Annotated in this window: 11 protein-coding genes; all 11 read left to right on the forward strand. The window is 66.4% G+C overall.

What is annotated here, in order from left to right; all coding sequences use genetic code 11:
- Nucleotides 1-918: DNA-directed RNA polymerase subunit beta (locus ACZ6R6_RS19785; protein WP_470095236.1), on the forward strand; the 918-nt coding region annotated here is incomplete at its 5' end.
- Nucleotides 919-944: 26 nt separating this feature from the next.
- Entirely contained in the window at nucleotides 945-4,832 is a 3,888-nt protein-coding gene (locus tag ACZ6R6_RS19790; protein ID WP_470095237.1) for a DNA-directed RNA polymerase subunit beta', read from the forward strand.
- A gap of 549 nt (nucleotides 4,833-5,381) precedes the next feature.
- Complete coding sequence (gene rpsL, locus ACZ6R6_RS19795) at nucleotides 5,382-5,753, forward strand: 30S ribosomal protein S12 (RefSeq protein WP_012887826.1); 372 nt, start codon at nucleotides 5,382-5,384, stop codon at nucleotides 5,751-5,753.
- A 2-nt stretch (nucleotides 5,754-5,755) separates the two neighbouring features.
- Nucleotides 5,756-6,226, forward strand: a complete 471-nt coding sequence (gene rpsG, locus ACZ6R6_RS19800) for a 30S ribosomal protein S7 (RefSeq protein ID WP_179819699.1) — start codon at nucleotides 5,756-5,758, stop codon at nucleotides 6,224-6,226.
- 87 nt (nucleotides 6,227-6,313) lie between these two features.
- A complete protein-coding gene (gene fusA, locus ACZ6R6_RS19805) occupies nucleotides 6,314-8,362 on the forward strand; it encodes an elongation factor G (protein WP_470095544.1) in 2,049 nt (682 codons plus the stop codon).
- Between the two features lie 238 nt (nucleotides 8,363-8,600).
- The gene (gene tuf, locus ACZ6R6_RS19810) at nucleotides 8,601-9,794 is read left to right on the forward strand and encodes an elongation factor Tu (RefSeq protein ID WP_306859633.1); all 1,194 of its coding nucleotides are present in this window, start codon (nucleotides 8,601-8,603) and stop codon (nucleotides 9,792-9,794) included.
- A 312-nt stretch (nucleotides 9,795-10,106) separates the two neighbouring features.
- Nucleotides 10,107-10,415 carry a 30S ribosomal protein S10 gene (gene rpsJ / locus ACZ6R6_RS19815; RefSeq protein WP_012887830.1) on the forward strand — a complete coding sequence of 103 codons (309 nt, stop codon included), beginning with the start codon at nucleotides 10,107-10,109 and terminating at the stop codon, nucleotides 10,413-10,415.
- Between the two features lie 14 nt (nucleotides 10,416-10,429).
- Nucleotides 10,430-11,083, forward strand: a complete 654-nt coding sequence (gene rplC, locus ACZ6R6_RS19820) for a 50S ribosomal protein L3 (protein WP_306859623.1) — start codon at nucleotides 10,430-10,432, stop codon at nucleotides 11,081-11,083.
- Nucleotides 11,080-11,727 (forward strand): 50S ribosomal protein L4, encoded by a 648-nt coding sequence (gene rplD, locus ACZ6R6_RS19825; RefSeq protein ID WP_306859621.1) that lies wholly within the window; start codon nucleotides 11,080-11,082, stop codon nucleotides 11,725-11,727. Before rplC ends, rplD begins: the two co-directional genes overlap by 4 nt.
- On the forward strand, nucleotides 11,727-12,029 hold the full coding sequence (gene rplW, locus ACZ6R6_RS19830) for a 50S ribosomal protein L23 (RefSeq protein ID WP_012887833.1): 303 nt from the start codon (nucleotides 11,727-11,729) through the stop codon (nucleotides 12,027-12,029). The genes rplD and rplW overlap by 1 nt, the downstream gene beginning before the upstream one ends.
- Nucleotides 12,030-12,122: 93 nt before the next feature.
- A complete protein-coding gene (rplB, locus tag ACZ6R6_RS19835) occupies nucleotides 12,123-12,959 on the forward strand; it encodes a 50S ribosomal protein L2 (protein WP_306859619.1) in 837 nt (278 codons plus the stop codon).
- The last annotated feature ends 2 nt before the right edge of the window (nucleotides 12,960-12,961 follow it).

Raw genomic sequence — 12,961 nt, forward strand, 5'->3', positions numbered from 1 at the left:
GTCTACGTGGCGCAGAAGCGTAAGATCACCGACGGTGACAAGCTGGCCGGCCGGCACGGCAACAAGGGTGTCATCTCCAAGATCCTCCCGGTCGAGGACATGCCGTTCCTGGAGGACGGCACCCCGGTCGACATCATCCTCAACCCGCTGGGCGTGCCCGGCCGGATGAACGTCGGCCAGGTGCTGGAGACCCATCTGGGGTGGATCGCCGCCCGTGGCTGGGACATCACCGGCATCCAGGAGGCGTGGGCCGAGCGGCTGCGTGACAAGGGCTTCGCCGAGGTCGACCCGCGCACCAACATGGCCACCCCGGTCTTCGACGGCGCCAACGAGGAAGAGATCGTCGGCCTGCTCGACAACACCCTGGTCAACAGGGACGGCGGGCGCATGGTCGGCGCGAACGGGAAGGCCCAGCTGTTCGACGGCCGTTCCGGCGAGCCGTTCCCGCACCCGATCTCGGTCGGCTACATCTACATCCTGAAGCTGCTCCACCTGGTCGACGACAAGATCCACGCGCGGTCGACCGGTCCGTACTCCATGATCACTCAGCAGCCGCTGGGTGGTAAGGCGCAGTTCGGCGGGCAGCGTTTCGGTGAGATGGAGGTGTGGGCGCTGGAGGCCTACGGCGCCGCCTACGCCCTGCAGGAGCTGCTGACGATCAAGTCCGACGACGTCCTGGGCCGGGTGAAGGTCTATGAGGCCATCGTCAAGGGCGAGAACATCCCCGAGCCCGGCATTCCGGAGTCGTTCAAGGTCCTCATCAAGGAAATGCAGTCGCTGTGCCTGAACGTCGAGGTGCTCTCCAGCGACGGCATGTCCATCGAGATGCGCGACACCGACGAGGACGTCTTCCGCGCCGCGGAAGAGCTCGGCATCGACCTGTCCCGGCGTGAGCCGAGCAGCGTCGAAGAGGTCTGATCTAGAAGCTGAGGAGGGGAATACAAGTGCTGGACGTCAACTTCTTCGACGAGCTTCGGATCGGCCTCGCGACGGCTGACGATATCCGCCAGTGGTCGCACGGCGAAGTGAAGAAGCCCGAGACCATCAACTACCGGACCCTCAAGCCCGAGAAGGACGGACTCTTCTGCGAGAAGATCTTCGGCCCGACCCGGGACTGGGAGTGCTACTGCGGTAAGTACAAGCGCGTCCGCTTCAAGGGCATCATCTGTGAGCGCTGTGGCGTCGAGGTGACCCGCGCCAAGGTGCGCCGTGAGCGGATGGGCCACATCGAGCTGGCCGCGCCCGTCACGCACATCTGGTACTTCAAGGGCGTCCCGTCCCGTCTGGGATACCTGCTCGACCTGGCCCCGAAGGACCTCGAGAAGGTCATCTACTTCGCGGCCTACATGATCACGCATGTCGACAAGGAAATGCGTGAGCGTGACCTGCCCTCGCTCGAGGCGAAGATCTCCGTCGAGCGGCAGCACATCGAGCAGCGCCGTGACGCCGACATCGAGGCCCGGCAGAAGAAGCTCGAGACCGACCTGACCGAGCTGGAGGCCGCCGGCGCCAAGGGCGACCAGCGCCGCAAGGTCCGTGAGGGCGCCGAGCGCGAGATGCGCCAGCTCCGCGACCGGACCCAGCGCGAGCTGGACCGTCTGGACGAGGTCTGGAGCCGCTTCAAGAACCTCAAGGTCCAGGACCTTGAGGGCGACGAGCTGCTCTACCGCGAGATGCGCGACCGCTTCGGCCGCTACTTCCGCGGCGGCATGGGCGCCCAGGCCATCCAGGAGCGGCTGACCAATTTCGACCTCGACCTCGAGGCCGAGAACCTGCGCGAGACGATCCGCAGCGGCAAGGGCCAGAAGAAGGCCCGCGCGCTCAAGCGTCTCAAGGTCGTGTCGGCGTTCCTGAACACCCGCAACTCGCCCAACGGCATGGTCCTGGACTGCATCCCGGTCATCCCGCCGGACCTGCGCCCGATGGTGCAGCTCGACGGTGGCCGGTTCGCGACCTCGGACCTGAACGACCTCTACCGCCGTGTGATCAACCGGAACAACCGCCTCAAGCGTCTCCTCGACCTCGGCGCGCCCGAGATCATCGTGAACAACGAGAAGCGGATGCTCCAGGAGGCCGTCGACGCGCTGTTCGACAACGGCCGTCGCGGCCGCCCGGTCACCGGCCCCGGCAACCGCCCGCTGAAGTCCCTCAGCGACATGCTGAAGGGCAAGCAGGGCCGCTTCCGCCAGAACCTGCTGGGCAAGCGAGTCGACTACTCCGGCCGTTCGGTCATCGTCGTCGGCCCGCAGCTGAAGCTGCACCAGTGCGGCCTGCCCAAGCAGATGGCGCTGGAGCTGTTCAAGCCGTTCGTGATGAAGCGCCTGGTCGACCTCAACCACGCGCAGAACATCAAGTCGGCCAAGCGGATGGTCGAGCGTGCCCGCCCGGTCGTGTGGGATGTCCTCGAAGAGGTCATCACCGAGCACCCGGTGCTGCTCAACCGTGCGCCCACCCTGCACCGCCTGGGCATCCAGGCCTTCGAGCCGCAGCTGGTCGAGGGCAAGGCCATCCAGATCCACCCGCTCGTCTGCACCGCGTTCAACGCGGACTTCGACGGTGACCAGATGGCCGTGCACCTGCCGCTGTCGGCCGAGGCGCAGGCCGAGGCCCGCATCCTGATGCTGTCCACCAACAACATCCTGAAGCCGGCCGACGGCAAGCCGGTGACCATGCCCACCCAGGACATGATCATCGGTCTCTACTCGCTGACCACGATCAAGGACGACGAGGACGAGGCCCCCGGTCACGGCCGGGTCTTCGGCTCGGTGTCCGAGGCTCTCATGGCCTACGACCGGCGCGAGCTGGACATCCAGGCCAAGATCCAGATCCGGTTGAAGGGAGAGGTCCCGCCGCCCCGCGGCTGGACGGCCCCCGAGGGCTGGGAGCCGGGCGACAGCTACCGCCTGGAGACCACGCTCGGCCGCTGCCTGTTCAACCAGACGCTGCCGGCGAACTACCCGTACGTGAACTCCCAGGTCGGCAAGAAGCAGCTGTCGGCGATCGTCAACGAGCTGGCCGAGAAGTACCCCAAGGTCGAGGTCGCGACGGCGCTGGACGCCCTCAAGGACGCCGGTTTCTACTGGGCGACCCGGGCCGGTGTGACGATCTCCATCGAGGACGTCATCTCGCCGCCCAACAAGGGCACGATCATGGAGACGTACGAGCGCAGGGCCGACAAGGTCCAGCGGGAGTACGAGCGCGGCCTGATCACCGACGAGGAGCGCCGTCAGGAGCTCATCGAGATCTGGACGCACGCGACCAGCGACGTGACCGACGACATGCAGAAGGCGTTCCCGAAGACCAACCCGGTCTGGATGATGGTCCAGTCGGGCGCCCGAGGAAACCTGATGCAGGTCCGGCAGATCTCCGGCATCCGTGGTCTGGTGTCCAACACCAAGGGTGAGACGATCCCGCGTCCGATCAAGGCCTCGTTCCGCGAGGGCCTGTCGGTGCTGGAATACTTCATCTCCACCCACGGACAGCGGAAGGGTCTGGCCGACACCGCGCTGCGGACCGCCGACTCGGGTTACCTGACCCGTCGTCTGGTGGACGTCGCGCAGGACGTCATCGTCCGCGAGATCGACTGCGGCACCGACCGCGCGGTCCCGCTGCACGTCGGCGAGCGCGACGCCCAGGGCAACCTGGTCAAGGCGGAGAACGCCGAGAGCAACGTGCACGGCCGCATCCTGGCCGAGGACGTCGAGGTGGACGGCAAGGTCATCGCGTCCGCGGGGGTCGACATCAACGACACCCACGTCACCGCGCTGGTCGAGGCCGGGGTGGAGACCGTCAGGACCCGCAGCGCTCTCGTCTGCGAGGCCAAGATCGGTGTCTGCGCCACCTGCTACGGCCGTTCGCTCGCGACCGGCAAGCTCGTGGACGTCGGCGAGGCGGTCGGCATCATCGCCGCCCAGTCGATCGGTGAGCCCGGCACCCAGCTGACGATGCGTACCTTCCACACCGGTGGTGTGGCGGGTGCGGACATCACCCACGGTCTGCCCCGTGTCCAGGAGCTCTTCGAGGCGCGCGTCCCCAAGGGTGTCGCCCCGATCAGCGAGGCCGAGGGCCGGGTCCGCGTCGACGAGACCGACAAGACCCGCAAGATCGTGATCGTCCCGGACGACGGTTCGGACGAGGTCGCCTACCCGGTGTCCATGCGCTCGCGCATGCTGGTCTCCGACGGGCAGCGGGTCACGGTCGGCCAGCAGTTGATCGCCGGTGCCGTCAACCCCAACGAGGTGCTGCGCATCCTCGGCCCCCGGGCCGTGCAGCTCCACCTGGTGGCCGAGGTCCAGCAGGTCTACCGCTCGCAGGGTGTGTCGATCCACGACAAGCACATCGAGATCATCGTCCGGCAGATGCTCAAGCGCGTGAACGTGCTCGAGTCGGGTGACGCCGACATGCTCCCCGGTGAGCTGGTCGAGCGGCCGCGCTTCGAGCGGATCAACCGCGAGTGCGTGGCCGAGGGCGGCACGCCGGCCTCGGGACGTCCGGTGCTGATGGGCATCACCAAGGCCTCGCTCGCCACCGAGTCCTGGCTGTCGGCGGCGTCCTTCCAGGAGACGACCCGGGTGCTCACCGACGCGGCGATCCACGCCAAGTCGGACTCGCTGCTCGGTCTCAAGGAGAACGTCATCATCGGAAAGCTCATCCCGGCCGGTACGGGCATGCCCCAGTACCGCAACATCCGGGTCGAGCCCACCGAGGAGGCCAAGGCCGCGATGTACACGGTCGGCGGCTACGACGGCTCCGCCGCGGACTACACCTTCGGGTCCGGTTCCGGCGAGGCCGTGCCGCTGGAGGAGTACGACTTCGGTCAGTACAACCGCTGAGTGATCGCAGACGGCGCCCGGTCCCCGGAGGGGGCCGGGCGCCGTCGTCCGTCCGGGCCCCGGCCGTCGCGGGCCCCGCGCCGCCGGACGGGCCGGCGCGGACCTTTCTTGACCGGAATGTTGCGGTGAAAGCCGTGCCTTGATGGAGAGAACGGTCGGACAAGCCCCCCGCTGCCGGTAAACTCGTTACGGACCCAGCAGCGGTCGGTCGGAAACCGATCGCGGGAGTCACGACACGGACGCGGGCGCTCACAGCGGCGCTCGATAGGCGTAACCGTTTTGACGTGTTGCGCTTGACTAGGTAGTCTTTCCGTTCGTGCCCGTGGCTTCATGGGCTCTCATGCGTGCGCGTCGACAGGTTTCCCACGGGGAGTCGGCAGAGGCGCCGTATGGCCTCCTCCACTGGCCTGGCTGGGGATGTGGCGCGATAGATGCGCGACACGCCCGAGCGCGTGGGTCGGAGTGGATGGAAAACTCGCAGGTCATGACACCGGCAGCGCCTGCAAAAGCACAACATTCGAATCACCGGCAAGCACGAACGGAGACGCGGTGCCCACGATTCAGCAGCTGGTCCGCAAGGGCCGCCAGGACAAGGTCACCAAGACCAAGACCCCGGCGCTCAAGGCCAGCCCCCAGCGACGCGGCACCTGCATGCGCGTTTACACCACGACCCCCAAGAAGCCGAACTCCGCCCTCCGCAAGGTCGCGCGTGTCCGGCTCACCAACGGCATCGAGGTCACGGCCTACATCCCGGGTGTCGGCCACAACCTCCAGGAGCACTCCATCGTGCTCGTCCGTGGTGGTCGTGTGAAGGACCTGCCGGGTGTCCGCTACAAGATCATCCGTGGCTCGCTCGACACCCAGGGTGTCCGCAACCGCAAGCAGGCCCGTAGCCGTTACGGCGCGAAGAAGGAGAAGTAAGAATGCCTCGCAAGGGTTCTCCTGGTCGTCGTCAGCTCATGGCCGACCCGGTTCACAACTCGCCGCTGGTCACCGCGCTCATCAACAAGGTGCTCCTGGATGGCAAGCGCTCCATCGCGCAGTCCATCGTCTACGGCGCCCTTGAGGGTGCCCGGGAGAAGACCGGCAACGACCCGGTCGTCACCCTGAAGCGTGCGCTGGACAACGTCAAGCCCACCCTTGAGGTCCGCAGCCGCCGCGTCGGTGGCGCGACCTACCAGGTCCCGGTCGAGGTGCGCGCCGCGCGCAGCACCACCCTGGCCCTGCGCTGGCTGGTGCAGTACTCCCGGGCCCGCCGCGAGAAGACCATGACCGAGCGCCTCATGAACGAGCTGCTCGACGCCAGCAACGGCCTTGGCGCTTCCGTCAAGAAGCGTGAGGACACCCACAAGATGGCCGAGTCCAACAAGGCCTTCGCCCACTACCGCTGGTAACAGCGGGTTCGACGAGACGACGAGGACGCGAGAGAAGTGGCCACCACGACCGCTCTTGACCTGGCCAAGGTCCGCAACATCGGGATCATGGCCCACATCGACGCGGGCAAGACCACGACGACCGAGCGCATCCTGTTCTACACCGGTATCAACTACAAGATCGGTGAAGTCCACGAGGGCGCAGCCACGATGGACTGGATGGAGCAGGAGCAGGAGCGTGGTATCACCATCACCTCCGCCGCTACCACCTGCGAGTGGCTTGGCCACACGATCAACATCATCGACACGCCGGGTCACGTGGACTTCACGATCGAGGTGGAGCGCTCGCTCCGCGTCCTCGACGGTGCCGTCGCCGTGTTCGACGGCGTGGCCGGTGTCGAGCCGCAGTCCGAGACGGTCTGGCGTCAGGCCGACCGTTACGACGTGCCCCGCATCTGCTTCGTCAACAAGATGGACCGGGTCGGCGCGGAGTTCCACCGCTGCGTCGACATGATGATCAGCCGCCTGAACGCGACCCCCGCCGTCATCCAGCTTCCCTGGGGCGTCGAGGCCGACTTCAAGGGCGTCATCGACCTGGTCAAGATGAAGGGTCTGCTCTGGAGCGCCGAGGCGGCCAAGGGCGAGATGTACGAGACCGTGGAGATCCCGGCGGAGCACGCCGAGACCGCCCGCGAGTGGCGTGACAAGCTCGTCGAGACCGTCGCCGAGAACGACGACGAGCTGATGGAGCTCTTCCTCGAGGGTGTCGAGCCCACCGAGGAGCAGCTGATCGCGGCCCTGCGCCGCGCCACGCTGTCCAGCGCCGTCAACCCGGTCCTGACCGGCACCGCGTTCAAGAACAAGGGCGTGCAGCCCCTGCTCGACGCGATCGTCGCCTACCTCCCCGCACCGATCGACATCCCGGCCTTCAAGGGCCACGCGGTCGGCAAGGAAGAGGAGGTCATCGAGCGTCACGCGGACGTCAACGAGCCGTTCTCCGCGCTGGCCTTCAAGATCATGAGCGACCAGCACCTGGGCCGTCTCACCTACATCCGCATCTACTCGGGCACGCTCGAGACCGGCACCGCCGTGGTCAACTCGGTGAAGGGCCGCAAGGAGCGGATCGGCAAGATCTACCAGATGCACGCCAACAAGCGCGAGGAGCGCCCGTCGGCCGTCGCCGGTCAGATCGTCGCCGTCATGGGCCTGAAGGACACCACCACCGGTGACACCCTGGCCGACCCGGCTCACCCCGTGGTCCTGGAGTCGATGAACTTCCCGGCGCCGGTCATCAGCGTCGCCATCGAGCCCAAGACCAAGGGCGACCAGGAGAAGCTGGGGACCGCGATCCAGCGTCTGGCCGAGGAGGACCCGTCCTTCCAGGTCCGCCGTGACGAGGAGACCGGACAGACGGTCATCTGGGGTATGGGCGAGCTCCACCTGGAGATCCTCGTCGATCGGATGCGCCGCGAGTTCAAGGTCGAGGCCAACATCGGCCGTCCGCAGGTGGCCTACCGGGAGACCATCCGCCGCAAGGTGGAGAAGGTCGACTACGTCCACAAGAAGCAGACCGGTGGTTCCGGCCAGTTCGCCAAGGTCATCATCGACATCGAGCCGCTGGGCGATGGCAACGACGGCTACGAGTTCGAGAACAAGGTCTCCGGTGGCCGCATCCCGCGGGAATACATCCCGTCGGTCGACGCGGGCGCCCAGGAGGCCGCCGAGTTCGGTGTTCTCGCCGGCTACCCCATGGTCGGGGTCAAGGTCACCCTGCAGGACGGTGCCTACCACGAGGTGGACTCGTCCGAAATGGCCTTCAAGATCGCTGGCTCGATGGCCTTCAAGGAGGCCGCGCGCAAGGCGGACGCAGTAATCCTGGAGCCGATGATGGCCGTCGAGGTCACCACGCCCGAGGACTACATGGGTGACGTCATCGGTGACCTCAACGGTCGCCGCGGGCAGATCCAGGCGATGGACGAGCGCTCCGGCGCCCGTATCGTCAGGGCGCTCGTGCCGCTCTCTGAGATGTTCGGCTACGTGGGTGACCTCCGTAGCAAGACGCAGGGGCGCGCGAGCTACAGCATGCAGTTCGACTCCTATGCGGAAGTGCCTGCGCACATCGCCAAGGAGATCGTCGCGAAGGTGCGGGGCGAGTAAGTCCGGCATCCGTTCCGGGTGCGGGAGGCGAGGAGATCGTCACCCCGCCACCGGAGGGGTGCGGGGCGAGTGAGTCCGGCATCCGTTCCCGGTGACGGGGAGGTGGGAGACCACCCCCCTGCCGCCGAGAAGGTGCGGGGCGAGTAGTTTCTCGTCGGCCGGTCCTGAGAGGGGCCGGCCTCCCCAAGCCCGAGTACGAAGACGCAAGTCAAGTCAGAATCTCTAAGGAGACAGAGCAGTGGCCAAGGCCAAGTTCGAGCGGACCAAGCCGCACGTAAACATCGGCACCATTGGACACATCGACCACGGCAAGACCACTCTGACCGCGGCGATCACCAAGGTGCTCCACGAGCGTTACCCGAACCTCAACGAGGCGACCCCGTTCGACAAGATCGACAAGGCGCCCGAGGAGAAGGCTCGTGGTATCACGATCTCCATCGCGCACGTCGAGTACCAGACCGAGCAGCGCCACTACGCTCACGTGGACTGCCCCGGTCACGCCGACTACGTGAAGAACATGATCACCGGTGCGGCTCAGATGGACGGCGCGATCCTCGTGGTCGCCGCCACCGACGGCCCGATGCCGCAGACCAAGGAGCACGTCCTCCTGGCCCGCCAGGTCGGCGTCCCCTACATCGTTGTCGCCCTGAACAAGGCCGACATGGTGGACGACGAGGAGATCCTGGAGCTCGTCGAGCTCGAGGTCCGCGAGCTTCTCTCGGCTCAGGAGTTCCCCGGCGACGACCTGCCCGTCATCCGCGTCTCGGCGCTGAAGGCGCTTGAGGGCGACGAGAAGTGGGGCGACAGCATCATCGAGCTCATGACCGCTGTGGACGAGAACGTCCCGCAGCCGGCCCGTGAGACCGACAAGCCGTTCCTCATGCCGATCGAGGACGTCTTCTCGATCACCGGTCGTGGCACCGTCGTCACCGGCCGTATCGAGCGCGGTATCGTCAAGGTCAACGAGACCGTCGACATCATCGGCATCAAGGACACCAAGACCACGACCACGGTCACCGGTGTCGAGATGTTCCGCAAGCTCCTCGACGAGGGCCAGGCGGGCGACAACGTCGGTCTGCTCCTGCGCGGCATCAAGCGCGAGGACGTCGAGCGCGGCCAGTGCATCATCAAGCCGGGCACGACCACCCCGCACACCGAGTTCGAGGCTCAGGTCTACATCCTGTCCAAGGACGAGGGCGGCCGCCACACGCCGTTCTTCAACAACTACCGTCCGCAGTTCTACTTCCGTACGACTGACGTGACCGGTGTTGTGAACCTGCCCGAGGGCACCGAGATGGTCATGCCCGGTGACAACACCGAGATGTCCGTCCAGCTCATCCAGCCCATCGCGATGGAGGACGGTCTCAAGTTCGCCATCCGTGAGGGTGGCCGCACCGTCGGTGCGGGTCGTGTGACCAAGATCATCAAGTAGTACCATCGCGGAGTGGCGGCCGGCCTCATCTCAGGGTCCGGCCGCCGCACCACGAGGAGGTTCACGCCGTACGGCATGCGCCTCCTCGGAACCCCCACGAACCGTGATCTCGCAGTTGGTTCGGCCACCGAGTGACCGAAGTAACTGCCAGATCACGGAAGAAAGCGCAGATCCACAGTGTCTGCTACGTGGGGCTGGGAGAGAGAGCCGAACGGTGACCCGCGGGTCACGTGGCGAGGCCGACTCGACCTCACAGCGGCAACAGGCCGCACGTAACTTTTTCAGACGACAGCGAAGGACACCGAGGCCATTATGGCGGGACAGAAGATCCGCATCCGGCTCAAGGCCTATGACCACGAGGTCATCGACAGCTCGGCCAAGAAGATCGTAGAGACGGTCACGAGGACTGGCGCTAAGGTCGCGGGCCCGGTGCCGCTGCCGACCGAGAAGAACGTGTACTGCGTCATCCGCTCGCCGCACAAGTACAAGGACAGCCGCGAGCACTTTGAGATGCGCACGCACAAGCGGCTGATTGACATCATCGACCCGACGCCGAAGACGGTCGACTCGCTCATGCGACTCGACCTCCCCGCCGGCGTTGACATCTCGATCAAGCTCTGAGGGAACGCACTGACATGGCTAAGCAGATCAAGGGCGTCCTGGGCAAGAAGCTCGGCATGACCCAGGTCTTCGACGCGGACAACCGGATGGTCCCGGTGACCGTCGTCGAGGCCGGTCCGTGCGTCGTGACCCGCGTCCGCACCCCCGAGAAGGACGGCTACTCCGCCGTGCAGCTCGGCTTCGGGCAGGTCGACCCGCGGAAGGTCAACAAGCCGCTCGGCGACTACCTGCGCAAGCACGACATCACCCCGCGCCGTTACTTCGCGGAGATCCGTACCGACGACGCGAGCGACTACACCCTGGGCCAGGAGCTCCTCGCCGACACCTTCGAGGCCGGCCAGTTCGTCGACGTGACGGGCAAGAGCAAGGGCAAGGGCTTCGCCGGTGTCATGAAGCGCCACGGCTTCAAGGGTCTGAGCGCCTCGCACGGTACCCAGCGCAAGCACCGTTCGCCGGGTTCCATCGGTGGCTGCGCCACCCCGGGCCGCGTCTTCAAGGGCCTGCGCATGGCCGGTCGGATGGGTAACGTCCGCACCACCATCCAGAGCCTCAAGGTCCACGCCGTGGACGCCGAGAAGGGCCTCATCCTGATCAAGGGTGCGATCCCCGGCGCCAACGGCAGCCTGGTTCTCGTCCGCACCGCTGCCAAGAAGGGGGCTGCCAAGTGAGCACCATTGACGTCCTCGACGTGAGCGGGGCGAAGACCGGCACCGTCGACCTGCCTGGCGACATTTTCGGCGCCAAGGTCAACATCCCGCTGATCCACCAGGTCGTCGTGGCCCAGCTCGCCGCTCGCCGGCAGGGCACCCACAAGGCCAAGACCCGTGGTGAGGTCAGCGGCGGTGGCAAGAAGCCGTACCGCCAGAAGGGCACCGGCCGCGCCCGTCAGGGCTCGACCCGCGCCCCGCAGTTCGCCGGCGGTGGCACCGTCCACGGCCCGCTTCCCCGGGACTACTCCCAGAAGACCCCCAAGAAGATGAAGGCCGCCGCGCTGCGCGGCGCCCTCTCCGACAGGGCAGCCGGTGGCCGCGTTCACGTGGTCAGCGCGCTGATCGAGGGTGAGACCCCGAAGACCAAGGCGGCTCTCGAGTCGCTGCGGAAGATCACGCAGACCCGTAGCGTCCTGGTCGTCGTCGACGAGGGCGACGAGCTCACCTGGCTGAGCCTGCGCAACGCTCCCGAGGTCCACCTGCTGGACGCCGGACAGCTGAACACCTACGACGTGCTCTGCTACGACGACGTCGTTTTCACTCAGGAGGCGTACGACCAGGTCGTCGCGCGTCTGAGCAAGAGCGGGAAGGAAGACGCCTGATGGAGAAGATCGCCGACCCGCGCGACATCATCATCAAGCCGGTTGTCTCCGAGAAGAGCTACGGCCTGATCGACGAGCACAACAAGTACACGTTCCTGGTGCGGAAGACGGCCAACAAGACGCAGGTCAAGATCGCGATTGAGCAGATCTTCGGCGTCAAGGTGGCCAGCGTCAACACCATCAACCGCCAGGGCAAGCGCAAGCGGACCAGGGCCGGCTACGGCCAGCGCCCCAGCACCAAGCGCGCGATCGTGAGCCTGGCTGAGGGCGACCGGATCGACATCTTCGGTCAGGTCGGCTGAAACCGCTCGCTTAGTAAGTAACGGGGTGAACGCCCCTCGCCGGGAGGCGGGGGGCATTCGCCCGGATTAACCGACGAAGGATGAACGAAAAAGATGGGCATCCGTAAACTCAAGCCGACGACCCCGGGTCGCCGCGGCGCCAGCGTCTCGGACTTTTCCGAGATCACGCGCAGCACGCCCGAGAAGTCGCTGCTTGCGCCCCTGCACAGCAAGGGCGGCCGTAACGTCCACGGCCGAGTCACCACCCGCCACCAGGGTGGCGGCCACAAGCGTGCCTACCGGATCATCGACTTCCGGCGCCACGACAAGGACGGGATCCCGGCGAAGGTCGCTCACATCGAGTACGACCCGAACCGCACGTCCCGCATCGCTCTGCTGCACTACGCCGACGGGGAGAAGCGCTACATCCTCTGCCCGACCGGCCTCAAGCAGGGCGACCTGATTGAGAACGGCCCCACGGCCGACATCAAGCCGGGTAACTGCCTCCCGCTGCGCAACATCCCGACCGGTACCTTCATCCACGCGGTGGAGCTCCGTCCGGGCGGCGGCGCCAAGCTGGGCCGGTCCGCCGGTGCGCAGATCCAGCTTCTCGCCAAGGAGGGCCAGTACGCCACGCTGCGTATGCCCTCCGGCGAAATGCGCCAGGTCGACGTCCGCTGCCGGGCCTCCATCGGCCAGGTCGGCAACGCCGAGCAGGCCAACATCAACTGGGGTAAGGCCGGCCGTATGCGGTGGAAGGGCAAGCGCCCCACCGTCCGCGGTGTCGCGATGAACCCGGTCGACCACCCGCACGGTGGTGGTGAGGGTAAGACCTCCGGTGGTCGTCACCCCGTCAACCCCAAGGGCAAGCCCGAGGGACGTACTCGTGCGGCGAACAAGGCCAGCGACCGGCTGATCATCCGTCGTCGGACTAAGCGGAAGAAGCGGTAGGA

It is taken from the genome of Streptosporangium sp. NPDC048886 (assembly GCF_055586905.1).